Source organism: Mycobacterium sp. NPDC051804, from assembly GCF_044452905.1.
Lineage (GTDB): Bacteria > Actinomycetota > Actinomycetes > Mycobacteriales > Mycobacteriaceae > Mycobacterium.
The window spans coordinates 308254-325462 of record NZ_JBITCD010000002.1; the positions used below are offsets into that span (position 1 = coordinate 308254).

At 65.5% G+C, this 17209-nt stretch carries 15 protein-coding genes; 4 read left to right on the plus strand and 11 right to left on the minus strand.

Annotated features, from left to right (window positions below; translation table 11 throughout):
• Positions 1 to 2: 2 nt before the first annotated feature.
• The gene (locus ACIA48_RS07210) at positions 3 to 698 is read right to left on the minus strand and encodes a DUF899 domain-containing protein (RefSeq protein WP_396729159.1); all 696 of its coding nucleotides are present in this window, start codon (positions 696 to 698) and stop codon (positions 3 to 5) included.
• An 86-nt stretch (positions 699 to 784) separates the two neighbouring features.
• Positions 785 to 1177: a heme-binding protein gene (locus ACIA48_RS07215; protein WP_396729161.1), complete on the minus strand. Its 393-nt coding sequence runs from the start codon at positions 1175 to 1177 to the stop codon at positions 785 to 787.
• A gap of 189 nt (positions 1178 to 1366) precedes the next feature.
• Between ACIA48_RS07215 and ACIA48_RS07220 the strand changes: the two genes are divergently transcribed.
• From ACIA48_RS07220 to ACIA48_RS07235, 4 genes are read left to right on the plus strand one after another with little or no spacing between them, the layout of a single operon-like run.
• Positions 1367 to 2383, plus strand: coding sequence for an iron ABC transporter substrate-binding protein (locus ACIA48_RS07220; protein ID WP_396729163.1), 1017 nt, complete (start codon positions 1367 to 1369; stop codon positions 2381 to 2383).
• Positions 2384 to 3961 carry an ABC transporter permease gene (locus tag ACIA48_RS07225; protein ID WP_396729165.1) on the plus strand — a complete coding sequence of 526 codons (1578 nt, stop codon included), beginning with the start codon at positions 2384 to 2386 and terminating at the stop codon, positions 3959 to 3961.
• An 8-nt stretch (positions 3962 to 3969) separates the two neighbouring features.
• Positions 3970 to 5001: an ABC transporter ATP-binding protein gene (locus ACIA48_RS07230; RefSeq protein ID WP_396730671.1), complete on the plus strand. Its 1032-nt coding sequence runs from the start codon at positions 3970 to 3972 to the stop codon at positions 4999 to 5001.
• A complete protein-coding gene (locus tag ACIA48_RS07235; RefSeq protein WP_396729167.1) occupies positions 4998 to 7490 on the plus strand; it encodes an AMP-binding protein in 2493 nt (830 codons plus the stop codon). Before ACIA48_RS07230 ends, ACIA48_RS07235 begins: the two co-directional genes overlap by 4 nt.
• Before the next feature lie 134 nt (positions 7491 to 7624).
• Here ACIA48_RS07235 and ACIA48_RS07240 read toward each other — a convergent pair whose 3' ends face one another.
• The 9 genes from ACIA48_RS07240 to ACIA48_RS07280 all read right to left on the minus strand — a co-directional run bounded on the left by ACIA48_RS07240 (position 7625) and on the right by ACIA48_RS07280 (position 16949).
• Positions 7625 to 9127: an MFS transporter gene (locus tag ACIA48_RS07240; RefSeq protein WP_396729169.1), complete on the minus strand. Its 1503-nt coding sequence runs from the start codon at positions 9125 to 9127 to the stop codon at positions 7625 to 7627.
• 504 nt (positions 9128 to 9631) lie between these two features.
• Complete coding sequence (locus ACIA48_RS07245) at positions 9632 to 10435, minus strand: acyl-CoA thioesterase (RefSeq protein WP_396729172.1); 804 nt, start codon at positions 10433 to 10435, stop codon at positions 9632 to 9634.
• Positions 10432 to 11631 carry a CoA transferase gene (locus tag ACIA48_RS07250; RefSeq protein WP_396729175.1) on the minus strand — a complete coding sequence of 400 codons (1200 nt, stop codon included), beginning with the start codon at positions 11629 to 11631 and terminating at the stop codon, positions 10432 to 10434. Before ACIA48_RS07250 ends, ACIA48_RS07245 begins: the two co-directional genes overlap by 4 nt.
• 32 nt (positions 11632 to 11663) lie before the next feature.
• Positions 11664 to 13796: a thiamine pyrophosphate-dependent enzyme gene (locus tag ACIA48_RS07255; RefSeq protein ID WP_396730673.1), complete on the minus strand. Its 2133-nt coding sequence runs from the start codon at positions 13794 to 13796 to the stop codon at positions 11664 to 11666.
• Positions 13797 to 13853: 57 nt separating this feature from the next.
• Entirely contained in the window at positions 13854 to 14771 is a 918-nt protein-coding gene (locus ACIA48_RS07260; RefSeq protein ID WP_396730675.1) for an arginase family protein, read from the minus strand.
• A gap of 5 nt (positions 14772 to 14776) precedes the next feature.
• Positions 14777 to 15442: a hypothetical protein gene (locus tag ACIA48_RS07265; protein WP_396729177.1), complete on the minus strand. Its 666-nt coding sequence runs from the start codon at positions 15440 to 15442 to the stop codon at positions 14777 to 14779.
• Positions 15439 to 16212 carry an HAD-IIA family hydrolase gene (locus ACIA48_RS07270; RefSeq protein WP_396729179.1) on the minus strand — a complete coding sequence of 258 codons (774 nt, stop codon included), beginning with the start codon at positions 16210 to 16212 and terminating at the stop codon, positions 15439 to 15441. The genes ACIA48_RS07265 and ACIA48_RS07270 overlap by 4 nt, the downstream gene beginning before the upstream one ends.
• Positions 16213 to 16256: 44 nt before the next feature.
• Positions 16257 to 16601 carry a heme-binding protein gene (locus tag ACIA48_RS07275; RefSeq protein WP_396729181.1) on the minus strand — a complete coding sequence of 115 codons (345 nt, stop codon included), beginning with the start codon at positions 16599 to 16601 and terminating at the stop codon, positions 16257 to 16259.
• Positions 16602 to 16646: 45 nt separating this feature from the next.
• Entirely contained in the window at positions 16647 to 16949 is a 303-nt protein-coding gene (locus ACIA48_RS07280) for a hypothetical protein (RefSeq protein WP_396729184.1), read from the minus strand.
• Positions 16950 to 17209: the final 260 nt, after the last annotated feature.

The window sequence follows — 17209 nt, forward strand, 5'->3', positions numbered from 1 at the left end:
GCTCAGCTTCCGTAAAGCCGCGCGATGTCCGGGCTGTCCAGCCATCCCGCGTAGGTCGACGTCGTCGGCCAGCCCTCGGGTGAGTCGAGCCATTCCTCCTGGCGCCCCCACGGCAGGATGTCCGCCAACGCGAACGTGGACGTGAGCTGCTCGGTGCCGCGCCCATTGGTGTGCCACGTCCGGTAGACCGTGTCACCGTCGCGCATGAACACATTGACTCCGAAGCCTTCGCCCGGCGCGGCGTCCACGTCCGCACCGAAGGAGGTGTCCGCCGATGAGTACCAGTCCATCCGGTTGCCGACCTTCTCGCGATAGGCCAGCGCCTCCTTGATGGGTCCGTTTGTGACGATCACGAACCGCGCATCGTAGTTGTCGAGGAAATCGAGTCGCGTGAATTGCGATGTGAAGCTGGTGCAGCCGCCGCACTGCCACTCGGCGCCGTTCTCCCACATGTGGTGGTAGGTGATGAGCTGCGCTCGGCCGTCGAAGATGTCGACGAGCCGGACGGGGCCGTCGGCGCCGACCAATGTGTAGTCATCCATCTCCACCATCGGCAGTCGCCGACGCGCCGCCGCGATCGCATCGAGCTCCCGCGTCGCCGCTTTCTCTCGGCGCCGCAGCTCCTCCAGTGCGGTCCGCCATGTCTGACCATCGACCACCGGGGGCTTGCCCGCTGTCGCCGTCGTCTCAGTAATCATCGACTCTCCCTAACCAATGTGCCGGACCGTGTCTAAGGATGGACTCCCGACGCCGGCGAAACTCATCGGCGGGACAGCCGCGAAGATCAGCCTGCGGACACGCTCTCGAACAGCATTGCCAGCTGCCCGGGGCTGACCGCGATGCCGCATTGGTTACGCAGATCCTGCAATGGACCGGCGATCCGTCGGAGCTCGAGGAACTCGCCCGGATTGCCCGTGAAGTAACCCCGCACGTTGGCCCGTGCTTCATCCGGCGGCTGTGTCGCGGCCGCAGTCAACACATTGTTGGCACCCGGATGGGCGGCCAGGTAACCACCAGCCTCAGCGAGCACACCGCCGGCGACGGTGCTGAGCCCACTTGCGGTGCAGTCAGCAGCAGTCGCCGCGGGCGCGGTGACGACGGCCGTGCAGACGCCTAGTGCGCACGCGGCAGCCGCTCCGATGACTCGTGAGCGTCTGGGGTTGGCTGACTTCTTCATGCGGTGTCCTCAGGGTCGGTGCCGACGGATCAAACTTCACGGCTAACCTACCCGGCATACCTGACGAGAAACTTGCTCTGAGCATGAAAAACGGCGCCTACACCGCCCCGCGCAGACTCAGGGCAGAGTATGTTCATTTAGGTAAACCTCAGCTAAAAGCGCCAGGTTGGCGCGGGAAGGACCGCCTGGATGCGTCCTCGTTGGAGCCAGATCGCCGCGCTCGTGTCGACCGTTGCTGTTGTGCTCGGAGCGACCTCTTGCACGAGTTCGGACGAGAGCGACAAGCTGCTCATCTACAACGCTCAGCACGAGTCGCTGACAAAAGAGTGGATCGACGCGTTCACCAAGGAGACAGGCATCCAGGTCGAGTACCGCCAAGGTGGCGACACCGAGCTCGGCAACCAGCTGGTGGCCGAAGGCAATTCATCACCCGCTGATGTGTTCCTGACGGAGAACTCGCCGGCGATGGCAGCGGTCGAAAAGGCGGGACTGTTCGCCGATCTCGACTCCGCCACTCTCGACCAGGTTCCGCAGCAGTACCGCCCCGCTACCGGCAAGTGGACCGGCGTGGCAGCACGCAGCACCGTGTTCGTCTACAACACGTCCAAGCTAACGCCCGAGCAACTTCCGAAATCACTAGTGGACCTGCAGAACCCTGAATGGAAAGGCCGATGGGGTGCTCCCCCGACCAAGGCCGACTTTCAGGCCATCGTCGCCGCGCTGCTGCAGCTCAAGGGTGAGGCCGAAACCGCGAAGTGGCTCGCGGCCATGAAGTCCGGTGCGACGCTGTACAGCGACAACATCGCCACGCTGAAGGCAGTCAATGCCGGCGAGGTCGACGGTGGCGTGATCTACCACTACTACTGGTTCCGCGATCAGTCGAAAACCAAAGAGATGAGCGCGAATACGGCGCTCCACTATTTCAAGAACGAGGACCCCGGCGCCTTCGTGAGCCTGTCCGGCGGCGGCGTGCTGGAGTCCAGCAAGAAGAAGGACGAGGCCCAGCAGTTCATCCGGTTCATCACCGGCAAGACGGGCCAGGAGGTGCTGGAGAAGGGCACCTCGTTCGAATACCCGGTCGCCAGCGAGGTGCCGGCCAATCCAGCGCTGCCACCGTTGGACACTCTGCAAGCGCCGGTCGTGGATCCGTCGACGCTGAACTCTGCGCAGGTGACGGACCTGATGACGAAGGCGGGCTTGCTGTAGGTGACTGCCGCTCCCCCCGTTCCGGCGCCCGCTGCGCAATCCTCGCGGTCTGAGGCGACCGCGAGGCCGGGTCCGCTGGTCTCGATAGCGGTCACGATTCTGGTTGCCGCCACCTGCATTCCGCTGGGTTATGTGGTGTGGGGCACGGTGTCGGTCGGGTGGACGCGCGCCTACGAACTGGTGGTTCGGCCGAGAGTCGGCGAATTGCTGATCAACACCGTCGCGCTCGTCTTCATCACGGTGCCACTCTGTGTGCTGATCGGCGTCGGCCTCGCCTGGTTGACGGAACGAACCGACCTTCCCGGCCGGGGTTTCTGGCGCCCGTTGTTCGTTGCGCCACTGGCTGTTCCGGCTTTCGTCAACAGCTACGCCTGGGTCGGTGTGGTCCCGTCGATTCACGGGTTGTGGGCGGGTGTCCTGATCACGACCCTGTCGTATTTCCCGTTCATGTACCTGCCCGTCGCGGCGACCCTGCGTCGGCTCGATCCTGCCGTCGAGGAATCCGCGCGTGCGCTCGGATCGGATTCGACCGGCGTGTTCTTCCGCGTCGTGGCTCCCCAGCTGCGGCTCGCCGTCCTCGGCGGTTCGCTGCTCGTCGGGCTGCATCTGCTCTCGGAATTCGGCGCGTTCGCGATGATCCGCTTCGACACCTTCACCGTCGCGATCTTCCAGCAGTTCCAGGTCACCTTCGACGGCGCGGCGGGAAGCATGCTCGCCGGCGTGCTGGTCCTGCTCTGCCTGATGCTGCTCATCGCAGAGGCGGCCGCCCGTGGCAAGATCCGGTTCGCCAGAATCGGATCGGGCGCGCCGCGGGCCGCCACTCCGAACCCACTGGGCCACAGCACAATCCCCGCGCTACTGGCATCGGCCGCCGTAGTGGCCCTGTCGCTGGGTGTGCCGATCTGGACGCTGCTGCGCTGGCTGTGGATCGGTGGAGCCGAAGTGTGGAACTTCGCCGAACTCGGCAACTCGCTCGCCCAGACCATCGGAATGGCAGGAACCGCCGCGATCATCACCACGGTGCTGGCCTTCCCCGTCGCGTGGGTCGCGGTGCGCTCCAGCGGACTGCTGGCCCGCACCGTCGAGGGCGCCAACTACATCACCAGCTCGCTGCCGGGCATTGTCACCGCTCTCGCGCTTGTCACCGTGGCCATCCACTACGTGCGGCCGCTGTACCAGAGCGTGCCGTTGATCGTGTTCGCCTACGTCCTGCTGTTCATGCCGCGCGCACTGGTCAACGTCCGGGCCGGGCTGGCACAGGTCCCGCCGAGCTTGGAAGAAGCCTCTCGGTCGCTCGGTGCGTCACCGTCGGCGACGTTCTTGCGCGTGACCCTTCGCCTGACCGCACCCGCCGCTGCCGCGGGTGCATCGCTGGTGTTCGTCGCGGTGGCAACCGAATTGACCGCCACGCTGCTGCTGGCGCCGACCGGCACCAGAACATTGTCGATGATGTTCTGGTCGTGGAGTAGCGAACTCGACTACGCGGCCGCCGCGCCGTACGCAATGGTGTTGGTGCTGTTGGCCATACCGGTGACCGTTCTGCTCTTTCGCCAGTCGATGAAGGTGGCCGCGCTGTGACCGAAGCAATGGTTGACATCCGGGGACTCGCTAAGTCGTTCAACGGTCATGTCGTGCTCGACCACATCGATCTTCAGCTGGAAAAGGGCAGCACCACCGCGGTCGTCGGCGCATCAGGGTGCGGAAAGACGACGCTGCTGCGGCTCGTCGCGGGCTTCGAGACGCCTGGCGAGGGAACGATCACGATCGACGGTCGCCAGGTCGCTAGTGCGGAACGAGCGGTGGCACCGCACCGCCGCAGTGTCGGCTATGTCGCACAGGACGGCGCATTGTTTCCGCACCTGACCGTCGGCCAGAACATCGCCTACGGGATCCGCGTTGAGGGCCGCGACAAAGTGCGCAGCCGCGTCAGCGAACTTCTCGAAACCGTCTCGCTCGAAACAACATTCGCCGATCGCCGGCCCCATCAGCTCTCAGGCGGCCAGCAGCAGCGTGTCGCCCTGGCCCGGGCACTGGCCCGGCAGCCAGTCCTGATGCTTCTCGACGAACCATTCAGTGCACTGGACACCGGCCTGCGCGCGTCCACCAGGAAGGTGGTCGCGGGCCTGCTAGCCGACGCGGGCATCACCTCGCTGCTGGTGACCCACGACCAGGAGGAGGCGCTGTCGATCGCCGACCAGGTCGCGGTCATGCGCGACGGGCGGTTCACTCAGGTTGGCTCACCACAGTCGGTGTACCGGGAACCCGGCGACCGCTTCACCGCCGAGTTTCTCGGCGACAGCATCACACTGCCGTGCGTCGTCACGTCCGGCGTCGCCGACTGCGCCATCGGACGTGTTGCCGTGCGCGCCGAGGATGGGCCCGGCACGTTGTTGCTGCGGCCTGAACAGCTTGTGGCAAAAGTTGTTTCGGACAGCGGCGAGTTGGACGGCGTCGGCAAGGTGCTGGCCGTTGAGTTCCTCGGCCATGACGTCCTGCTGACCATCGACCCCCAGGGCGACGTCGAACCGATCATCGTGCGCCAGAACAGCCTCGAGCCCCCGTCGATCGACGCGAAGGTGCGCATCGAGGTGGTGGGCGACGGAGTCGTGTTCACATGATTTCGCTCATCGAGCATCTGCGCGGCCACGGTGATCGCATCGCGGTGCTCACCGACGCCGCGCAACTGACCTACCGTGAACTCGCAGACCGCGTCGCCGAAGCCGCGCACGAACTCTACGGTCCGCGCCGCCTGGTGCTGCTGGAAACTCGCAACGACATCTCAACGCTGGTGCACTATCTCGGCGCGCTGGCGGCCAAGCACGTGGTGCTACCCGTCGACGCGCGACGCGATCACACCGTGATCGAAGAGACCTACGAGCCCGACATCGTCATCGACGACGGCGGAATCCACCACCACCGTCGCGATCAGCGCCCACTGCACGACGACCTCGCAGTGCTGATGTCGACGTCGGGCAGCACGGGTTCCCCGAAGCTCGTCCGGCTCTCGCATGCGAATCTCGTCGCCAACGCGACCGTCATCGCCGAATATCTTGGCATCGGTGAAACTGATAGGGCCGCAACAACTCTCCCGATGTCGTATTGCTACGGCCTTTCGGTGATTCACAGTCATCTGTTCGCCGGTGCCGGCCTGATCCTGACCGACCGCTCTGTGGTCGACGAGGAGTTCTGGCAGCTGTTCCGTCGGTACCGTGGTACGTCGTTCGCGGGCGTGCCGTACACGTTCGAACTGCTCGAGAGCGTCGGCTTCGACGCCACGGACCTGCCCGACCTGCGGTACGTCACCCAGGCCGGCGGCCGCATGCCACCAGAACGGGTGCACAGGTTCGCCGAACGCGCTCAGACCGCGGGTTTCGAGCTGTTCGTAATGTACGGCGCCACCGAGGCGACAGCCCGGATGTCCTATCTGCCACCGGAACTCGCACTGTCGCGGCCGAATACGATCGGCCGCCCGATCCGCGGCGGATCGTTCACAATCGAGCCGTTGGAGGGCTGGGCCGACGACGACCTCGGCGAGCTGATCTATCGCGGCCCCAACGTCATGATGGGTTATGCCCATGGCCCCGCCGATCTGGAACTCGGCAAGACCGTTGAGACCCTGCGCACCGGCGACATCGCCCGTCGCTGCCCCGATGGGCTGTACGAGGTCGTTGGTCGCAACAGCCGATTCGTCAAGATGTACGGCCTCCGTATCGATCTGGGCCAGGTCGAGGCCGCGTTACGCGGTCGCGGCATGCACGCGTTCTGCGTCAGCGACGACGACGCGCTCGTTGTTGCCGTCGCGGGTAAGCGCGACGGCAGCGACGTCCAGCGAGCGGCAGCCGAGGCCGCGGGTGTACCCGCGGGTGCAGTGCGTGCCGTCACCGTCGAGGAACTACCGTTGCTGCCGTCGGGCAAGCCCGACTATGAAACCGTGCGCCGGTTGGCTCGCACGACCGACCAACCGCAAGCCTCAGATCTTCGTGGGTTGTTCGCCGACGTGCTGCAAATGGACGCCGCGACGCTCGACCCCGATGCCAACTTCGTCGACCTCGGCGGCAACTCGCTGTCCTACGTCACGATGACCGTGCGGCTGGAGAAATCGATCGGCCAGCTGCCCCCCGATTGGCAGAACATGTCGATCCGGCAGCTTGAAAGCATCTCGAAGCCGGTGCGACGCAGTTGGCTGGCGACCCTGGAGACCAGTGTCGCGCTGCGGGCCGCTGCGATCGTGCTGATCGTCGGATCGCATGCCGAGCTATTCGAGCTATGGGGCGGTGCGCACATCCTGCTCGGCGTCGCCGGATACAACTTCGGCAGGTTCTGCCTCACGCCGGTACCGCGCAACGACAGGGTGCGGCATCTCGGAAACACGATCGCGTGGATCGCGGTGCCGTCGATGTTGTGGGTCGTGGTGGCCCTGCTGCTGACCGACCACTACACATGGACAAACTTGTTGCTGGCCAACAAGTTCCTCGGCCCGCACGACAGCATGACAGCGGGCCGGCTGTGGTTCGTCGAAGTGCTGGTGTGGATTCTCGTCGGACTGGCCCTGGTGTTCTGGCTTCCGCTGATGGACCGCCTCGAGCGCCGTCTGCCCTTCACGATCGCCGTGGTGTTTCTTGTCATGGGGCTGGCATTGCGGTACGACATCCTCGGGTTGAATCTCGGCCGCGATGCCTGGTTCACCATGCTGGCGTTCTGGTTCTTCGCGCTTGGTTGGGCAGCGTCGAAGGCGACAACCACGCTGCAGCGCGTCGCGGTGACCCTTGCACTGGTCGTCGCGCTGCACGGCTATTTCGACAGCACGCTGCGCGAGGTGATGGTGATGGCCGGTCTGGCGCTGCTCATCTGGGTGCCGACGATCCGGTGCCCGTCCGCACTGACGGTGGCAGTCGGAATACTGGCGGAGGCGTCGCTGTACACGTATCTGGTCCACTACCAGGTCTACGCGTTGTTCGACGGCCATCCCGCCCTCGGCGTCACTGCCTCGCTGGCTGTCGGCGTGCTGCTGACCTATGTGGTCACCGTGCTGCGCCGCTGGCTCCGTGGCCGGTTCGATTCGCTGCGCTCGGATGTGCCCCACAAGAGCACCGTGAGCCAGAGCTGAAAACGTCTGATTGATCTTAAGGACGGCGAAGTGCTGGCGTTCGCCGGGCACGCCCATGATTGGCGTGCGCACTCGCGCATAGAACTCAGGTCTGACCCGATCGCGGAGTCGCGCACCGTGCTGGATACAAGGATCTATAGCTCGCCGATGTCCTTCTTGACTTGCTGCGCGTGCGCCACCTGCTCCGCGGTGTAGCCGATGAATAGCGCCACCACACCGAGGATGAGGACCACCCCAGCCAGCCACAGCAAGCCGTAGGTGTAGCCCTGGTCTAGCGCATTCAGCTGTGCGTCGTTCATGAACTTCACCGGCGCGTCGGTCCCGCCCAGATGCAACGTGTGCGACGTGATGACAGCCTGGATGACGGCCAGCACCACCGGCCCGCCGAGGCTTCGCAACATCACAGCGACCGCGGAGGTAGGCCCGATTTGGTCGACGCCTACGCTAGCGATCACCGATAGGGCGAGCGGGACGCCGATCATGCCGAGACCAATAGCACCGACAAAAAGCGGTAATACAAGATTCGGGAAGTACGGCATGCCGCGGGTGAGCGTCGAGCCGCCCAGCAGCGCGCACACCAGCAGTATGCCGCCCGCGATCACGACCACCCGTGGCGAGAACCACGTCACCAGTCGCGACGATGCACCAACCCCGATCGCCGTCGCTATGGCGAACGGGATGAAGCCGACGCCCGCGCGCAGCGGACTGTAGCCCATGATGGTCTGCACATAAAGGGCGACCAGAACGGTCAGGGCGAAACCCGCCCCACCAGCCAGGAACATAGCCGCGAACGTGGCCATTCGGTTACGGTCGGCGAACAAGCTGAGGGGCACGATGGGGTTCTCCGCCGTACGCTCCACCACGATAAACACCACGAGCGCCGCCAAGGCGACTACACCTGAACCGATTGCGGTGGCCGACAGCCAACCCTTCACCGGCCCCATCGTGAACCCGAAAACCGCGGCGCTACAAGCCACCGTGGCCAGTACAGCCCCAGCCGTGTCGAGCCTCATTCGCTCCGTCTGGGTCTCCCGCAGTGTGGCGAGGGCCAGGCCGAGCACAAGCAGCCCGAGCGGCACATTCACCATGAACGCCAGCCGCCATGACACCTCAGCGAGCCCCCCTCCCACCACGAGGCCTACGACCGTACCGACACCGGCGGTCGCGCCCAATACCGCGACAGCAGCGTTGCGTACCGACCCCTTCGGGAACGTGGTCATCACCAAGGCAAGACAGGTCGGTGCAGCGATCGCACCGGCCACGCCCCTTAGCAGTCGGGCCAGAACGAGGGCACCCCCGTTCCAGGCGATCACGCACATCGCGGAGGCGATGGTGAACAGCACAACGCTGACGATGAAGGCCCGCTTGCGGCCGATGCTGTCACCCAGGCGACCTCCCAGCAGTATGAGGCCGCCGAAACTCAGCAGACCGGCGGTGATCACCCAACTCCGCCCAGCATCCGACAAGCCGAGCTCGTCCTGGATTTTTGGCAGCGCGAGGACCACGATGGAGCCATCCATCACCGCCATCAGCTCCATGCCGCCGATCGCCATAAGTGCGGCGACCAACCGGCGAGACTGCAGCAAAGTCGGCAAGGACCTGGACCTACGGCGCCGCCTAGTCGGTTCGACCGGCATCGGGGTCATCGATTCCGCGCGTTCAGGCGCCCGGTCAGGTAGTGCCGGTCCCCATCGTTGCGAGCCGTCATAGCGGGCGACCCTACAGTCGGCATGCACTGCACGACCGTCGTTCTGTAAATCCCCCGAAAAGCGTTAAGGCATACGCGCGGAGGCGGAGCATGTCGAATTGCACAGGCGAGTCTCCGTCGACATGGCACGGATTTGGCAGGCTTGAAACAGAAGGTCGGCAGCATCTAACAGGAAGATTTCGGTCGAGAACGATAGCGAGGGCGGCTCCACCAACCGCGCTGCGCCTCGCCCGGTTACGGCGCCCGCGTGCGCCCCGCGCTGCGCGACTGGGCCGATGGCAGCAACGACCGCGGCGACGGCGAATGGATCTCAGCCGACCTCGATACCGGTCAAACCCGCATCAATTACCACCACCAAGGTCCCGAACCTCTCCTCCGCCCGCCCAGCAGCGAAGCCAAAAACCCCAAACGCGGACCATAGCGGTTGGCGACCTCAATCTCGTTCGGCGATAAGGCCTTCCTGCGCCACCGTCGCCGCGACGACTCCGTCGGCACGGATCAGGCTGCCGGTCACGACGCCGCGTCCCCGCGCGGCGGCAGGCGAGCGAGTCTCCAATAGGTTCCACTCGTCGGCACGCGGGGGTCGGTGAAACCAGATCGACGAATCGGTGGTGCCGCTGCGATGCGTGCGCGCTTTCATGGAGTGTCCGTGCACCTTCAAAGCCGGATCGATCATGTACACGTCGGTGACGAACACGCCCACCAAGGTGTGCACCATCGGGTCGTCGGGCAGCGCCGCCGTTGTGCGCCACCAGAACCGGCGCACGAACTCCTGGCCGCTGCCCTCGTCAGCGATCCTGATGTCGATTTCGTCCAGCGGCATCGACGGGGCCGGACCCGCCGGACCGCTCTCTGCGAGTGAGTCGGGGTCCTGCGGCAGCGACGAACGCGTGCCGTGCTCGGGCCCGGCCAGTTCGATGGCGAACGACACCGTGGCCGTGGTCAGCAGCCGGCCGTTCTGCCGTGCATCGATACGGCGTGCGGCAGCAGTCCGGCCGTCGAAAACCCTTGTCAGGGTGTACTCGACGGGCGCGCCGGCCTCACCGCCGCGCAGGAACTGCAGATGCATGTTGGTCGGAGCCCGGTCGGTGTCGACGGTCCGCCATGCCGCAGCGAGGCTCTGCGCCATGAACTGGCCGCCGTAGGAACGCTTTCCCTCCGGGCCACTGGCCGGACCGATCCAGTTGTCTTCGGTGTCGCCCGCCTGCAGATCCAGCAGTCCAAGCAGCGCGCTCATGCGACAGTGCCCGCGTCAGTCAGGCGCGTGATGTCATCGGCGCTCATACCCAGCCACTCCCCGAGCACGGCTGTCGTGTCATCACCGAGCGCAGGAGCGACGGCCGCGGCCGGATAAACGCCGCCGATCGACATCGGCAGTCCGGGCGCCAGGTATTCGCCGATGCGCGGCTGATCGAGCGGAGTGAACATCGGATTCGCGGTCACCCGCTCGCCACGCGCTGCTTCGTCGAAGGTGCGGTATCGGTCCCACAACACCGAAGTCGCCGACAGCGCTTCGGTCACCTCCTGCGCGGTGTGCTGCGAAAACCATTCGTTGAAGAGCCCGAAAAGCGCACCACGGTGCTCATACCGCTGCCCCTCGTCGGTGAAGTCCGCTCCCAATGTCTCTGCCAGCGCGGCAACGGCTTTCGTCGTTCCGGTCAGTTCGGTCAGATCGCGGAAATGCCTGCCGGTGAGCGCGACAATCATGAACGACGCGCCGTCGGCGCTGGTGAAGTCTTGCCCGTACTGTCCGTACACCGAGTTGCCGATCCGTTGGCGCGCGGTGCCGTTGATCATGACCTCGGTGAAGAATCCGAGGTTCCCCGCCGTCGCCAGCGCCACGTTCTCCAGCGGAATGCTGATCCGCTGGCCCTCTCCGGTGGCGTCGCGGTGACGCAACGCGGTGACGACGGCCAATGCGGTGTAGATCCCGCAGGTGACATCCCACGCGGGCAGGACGTGATTGACCGGGGACCCCAGCTCAGCAGGGCCGGTCACCAACGGAAAGCCGATCGCGGCGTTGACCGTGTAGTCGACACCCGTGCCGCCGTCCGCGCGCCCTGACACCTCGACGTGAATCAGGTCGGGCCGCAACCTGGTCAGGGATTCGTAGGAATGCCACTGCCGCCCAGCCACATTGGTGATCAGCACGCCGCTGCCTGCGATCAACCGTTGCACCACGTCCTGTCCCTCGGGCGAACGCATGTCGGCGGCGACTGAACGCTTACCTTTGTTGAGGCCCGCCCAGTAGATGCTCTCTCCGTCGTCGGTAAGCGGCCAGCGGCGGTAGTCGGCAGCACCTCCGATCGGATCGACGCGGATCACTTCGGCGCCCAGCTGGGCAAGCGTCATCCCAGCCAACGGCACCGCGACGAAGCTGGAGATCTCGACGATGCGTACTCCGGCCAGCGGCTGGATCGGGTCCGAACTCACCCGGTCAAGCTACCAAGCTCCCGATTCACGCCTCAGGAGCGCGCGAGTTTGATCGCCGCCGCCTCGATGGTTTCCTCCGACAGCAGGACGTGCAGCGCGGCGTCTCCGAGGGGTATGAAGCTGTCGCTGCTGGCAACACGATCGAGTCGGCCCGCGAATCCATGTTTGACCAAAGTGGCCAGCACACCCTCGCCGACCCCGCCCGTCTCGCGGGTTTCGTCGACCACCAGCACCCGCCCGGTCGCGCCGGCCTCCCGCAGCATGTCCTCCACCGGGAGCGGCGCGAGCCATCTGAGGTCGACCACGCGGGCGTCGATACCGACCGATGCGAGCCTGCGCGCGACGCGCAGGCTCGCTCGCAGACCGTTGCCGAACGTGAGCATCGTCAGATCGGTGCCCTCGCCGTACGTTCGCGCCCGACCGACCGCCGCGCTCTCCTCCGGGTACGACGCGAGCCACCCGTCGTCGTTGTCGTCGTGCAGATCTCGCATGTGGTACAGCGCGATGGGCTCGAGGAACAGGCACACGGCGCCCGCGTCCCTCGCCGCAGCGGTGCAAGTATGTAACATCGCCGCGGCGTCATCCGGGCGCGCGGGCGAAGCGATGACGACGCCCGGGATGTCGCGCATCGCGGCGATCGAATTGTCGTTGTGAAAATGCCCGCCGAAACCCTTCTGGTAGCCGTAGGCGGCAACTCGTACGACCATCGGGTTGCGGTACTGGCGGTCGGAGAAGAACTGCAGCGTCGCCGCCTCACCGCGGATTTGGTCGGCGGCATTGTGGAAGTAAGCGAGGTACTGGATTTCGGGAATCGGCAGCAGCCCCGAGACACCGGCCCCGAGCGCGAGACCGAGGATCGACTGCTCGTCCAACGGCGTGTCGAACACCCGAGCCGAACTCGTCGCGGCGAGCAGTCCGCGTGTGACGCCGTAGACCCCGCCTTTGCGGGCGACGTCCTCGCCGAAGATCATCGCCTCCGGATAGCGGTCGAGAATGTCGTGCAGCGCGCGGTTGATCGCCGTGGCCACTGTCATCGGCGCATCCGTCTCGCCGGACTTGACCGATGCGACCAAGGACGCGGGAACGGCGCCGTGGATGTCCTCGGCCGCGGTGCGCAGCGGCTCCATCACCGCCTGGGCGCTGTCGAGCTGAGCAAGTTCGCTGACCTCATCGGCGAGTGCGATCACATTGGCGCGCTTGGTCTCGTAGCGCTCGAGCACCTCCTCTGGTGTTAGCACGCCGGTGTTGATCAACAGTTTCGCGGTGCACAGCACCGGATCCCGATCGTAATCAGCGGTGATCTCCTCAGGTCGGCGATAGCCCGGCTCGTAGTCCGATCCCGCGTGGCCCATCAGCCGCACCGTCCGCAGGTGCAGGAATGCGGGACGACGTTTGGTTCGCACCCAGTCAGCGGCGGCGGTCGCCGCGTCGAAGGTCGCGGCGAGGTCTGATCCGTCCGCGGCATAGTACGCCAAACCGTCACGGCTGCTGTACATCCGCTCGATCCAGCCTCGCGGGGTCGGGACGCTGATCCCGATTCCGTTGTCCTCGCAGACGAACAGCAGCGGCATCGGCACGCCTTGATACGCGGCGTGCAGCGCAGTGTTGATCGCCCCCACCGCGGTGGAGTGGTTCACGGATGCGTCCCCGAAGCTGCACACCGTGACCGCGTCATCGGGCCACGCGCACGCCACGCCCAGCTTCTTGGCCCGGGCAATCGAGAACGCCACGCCCACCGCGCGCGGTAGGTGCGATGCGATTGTCGACGTCTGCGGAATGATGTGCAGGTCGTGACGGCCGAACACTTTGTGGCGTCCGCCCGCGATCGGCTCATCGGTAGCCGCGACACAACCGAGCAGCACATCGCGCAGCGCCTCACGGCCCTCGACCAGGGCGGCGCGGGCCAGGTAGAAGGCGCCGGACCGATAGTGCAGTAGTGCGGGATCTGTCGGCCGCAATGCGGCTGCGACAGCGGAATTGCCCTCGTGGCCAGATGATCCGATGGTGTAGTAGCCCTTGCCCTGCGACCTCAGATAGCGCGCGGCCAGGTCGAGATGACGGCTGCCCAACGCGACGTCGAACAGCGCCAGGCCGACGCGCGTTGTCAGCGCAAACCCATCCCGAATCGGTTCGTCATCTGCGGGTCGGCGCCCCGATGCGGCCATCGCCGAGACGGTCCCGGTGAAGTAGTCATCGATGGGTTCGGCCACGTGTCTCCTGGACTAGGGGTTTATTGTCGTGCGGGCCAACGCGTTTCGAACGAAGCTGACGATCTTGTCGGCGTCGGCACGATCGTGGTCCTGATCCGGGTCGTAGATCGCCATACTGGCGCCCACACAGTGCGCCGCAGAGCCGAACAGCGACACCACCACATCGGTGAGTTGGTCCCAGGTGAGGCCGCCCGGTTCGTCCTCGACATCGGGCAGCCCCTGCGCACCGAACTCCACGGGGTCGAGCACGTCGAGATCGATGTGCAGCCACCAGCGGTCGACGTGATCGGCAAGCTCTGTGATGGCGGCGCGTCCTACACCCGCCGGGTCGTCGGCGACCTCCGCCAGCGGCGCAACCCACACTCCGCTGTCGGCGAGCGTTCCGACGTTGAAACGTTGCCTCCACGCGTCGTCCCGGGGTCCGAGGACGGTCAATAGTTCGGGCCGCAGCGCGGGCAACCGGTCGCCCAGGTCACCGGTCAGCAACCGTCCGGTCAATCCGAGCAGCAGGCCGATCTCGGTGTTGGCCGCCTCGCCGTCCTCGGATACATCGAGCGGCATGGTGTCCTCGTGCCCGTCGATGAAGACCAGCCCGACGTCGCCGACATGGTCGCGGAGACCGGTCACGATGCCGAAGAGCGACGAGCAATCGCCGCCGTAGACGACAGGGAAACGACCCGCGGTGACCGCCTGTCCGACACGGGTGTTCAGCGCATCGGTCATAGCGAGCAGCGCCGTCTCGTTGATCAAACTGGTCGATGCACCGCGCGTCGGATCCGGCTCAGGCAGTTCGAGAGCGCGGTCGATGACATGGTGGTGGTCGAAGGCATCGGCCAGTCCAGCCTCGCGCAGCACCCGGGCAGCACTGGCCTGGTTACCGCGACGCCCGTAGCCGTCGAAGGGCACCCCGATCAACTCGATGTCGGCCATCGCAGTCACCCCTCGATGATCAGCGCACTGTCGTCGCGGCCGGACAGTAGAACCCCGCGGTCTCCGTCAATGATCACACCCCGAAGATACGTGGAATATGGTGTGGCGCCGTCGAAGATCTCATTCTTGACCTCCTCGGCGACGAATGTCCGGCCGGCATCGTCGGTCCACTGGTAACCGTGCCGATACTCGGTCTCCCCCTGCCCCATGTACTCGTCCGAATACTGCAGCTCGACGCCGTCGGGCTTGACAACTCCCAGCGCTGCCAGCACCGCATCCGGACCCGAACCCTGCAATGCGACGCGACGCGACGTCTCCGGCCGCACGCTGACATCGTCGCCATCGACTAACCGCACCAGCCGCCACGACTCGTCGATTCCCCGCAGCACGATCCGCTCACCGCCGGGAATCAACTCGGCCACCAACGTCTCGGGACTGACCGAGACGGCGCTCGCTTCAGACACCTCGCCAAGGGCCGTCGCCGCGCGCTGGAGTGCCGGCAGGTCCCACGGCCGCACACCGCCGCTGAGGTCACCGTCGACGAGCCTGCGCACCGCACCGGCGATCGCGCTGCGGATGGCGCCGTCGTGGCAGCGCGGTGGTTGCTCACCGCGATCTCGCATCTCACGCAACGTCGCGACGACCTCTGAAGTGAGGTTTACGGCGATCACACCAGTTCGATCGCCTCGGCGATGGACGGCAGCACTCGACTCGGCCGGAACGGATACCGCTCGATGTCCTCGACGGAGGTCGAACCCGTCAGCACCAGAATGGTCTCCAACCCCGCCTCGATACCGGCGACGACGTCGGTGTCCATCCGGTCGCCCACCATGACGGTGTTCTCCGAGTGGGCCTCGATCCGGTTGAGTGCGCTGCGGAACATCATCGGGTTCGGTTTGCCCACGAAATAGGGTTCACGTCCGGTTGCTTTGGTGATCATCGCCGCCACCGAACCCGTGGCGGGTAGCGGCCCCTCCGCCGACGGCCCGGTTACGTCGGGATTGGTGGCGATGAACCGTGCGCCGCCCATGATGAGCCTGATCGCTCTGGTGATGGCCGTGAAGGAATAGGTGCGTGTCTCGCCGAGCACGACGAAGTCGGGCTCGATGTCGGTGAGTGTGTAGCCGACGGCGTGCAAGGCCGTGGTCAGGCCGGCCTCACCGATGACGTAAGCCGACCCGCCCGGCAGCTGATCAGCCAGAAATGTCGCGGTGGCCAGCGCCGACGTCCAGATGGACGCTTCGGGCACGGTCAGTCCGGAGCGCAGGAGCCTGGCGGACAGATCCCGCGGCGTGAAGATCGAGTTGTTCGTCAGGACGAGGAACGGGCGTTCCTTGTCGACCAGCCGCTGGAGGAACTCGGCCGCGCCAGGCAGCGCGTGTTCCTCACGGACGAGCACACCGTCCATGTCGGTGAGCCAGCACTGCGGAGTGGAGCGCACGGCTCCAGTGTGTCAGGCCGGACTCTGCCGGAGGCGATTCCGGGCTAGCCCATCGGAAGGTCGGGCATCGGCGCGTTGCAGCGATCCCGGAAATCTGCGGCCGCCTGCCTGACCGCACGGAGCTCGTTGCTCACCTGTGGGTTCGCGTCGAAGTACGCCTGGATATCCGCCGTCATCTGGTCGCGCGGCTTGCCCTTGAGGCTGGTGAAGAACGCGTTCACCTCCGGATGCGTGAACAGATAGGACGACGTGCCCGCGGAGACGCCGGCCATGACGCCTGCGAGGTCAGCGGCCGTGCAGTTGGGCGGATCGGCGGCCGCCGTTGCCGCGCTGCCGAAGAGCAACGCGCCTGCGATCAATCCTCCGCTGATGGCACTGCGAGAAAACATGTGAAACTCCTTGTTCGGATGGACTATTGGACTTTTCAGCGATGTTCAGCCGCGCGGGCCTATCCCGCCCCCACCGCCAGGGCGGTTCGGGCGGTTGGGGCGGCCGGGATCCCAGATGACGTCAACGCCCCAGTCATCGCTGCAATACCAGGGGTCGGCGCAGTAGCCGGGATATGCCGGACCCCTCGGAGGAGTGGGACCGCCGCCCCGCACTTCGCCCTGCGCACAAACAGTGGCGTATCCGGCGCCCGTGCAGTCCGCGAACGCGGGTGCCGACGTCGATACCGCAACGGGAACCAGCGCCGAGGCAGCAAGTCCCAGGATCAGAAACCGCACAGATATGTTCACGGCTCCCCCTTTCTGGGGATGAAAGGACCCGTATGCCGGGACAATACGATCCTGGCCAGACCTTATTAGCCGATTCGACAGAATGTCTCAACAGCTGGCGCCGCGCGTGGGATGTCAGCGTAGGGTGGTTTTCGCCGCCGCAGCGGCAAATCCGGTGGGGACAGCTAACTTTCAGCACGTCCGTACCAATCCATAGGGCGCGGCCTCAATGAATCGGGATATTTCTCCGTCCGCGAAAAGTTCTGCGGGCCAACCGCTCA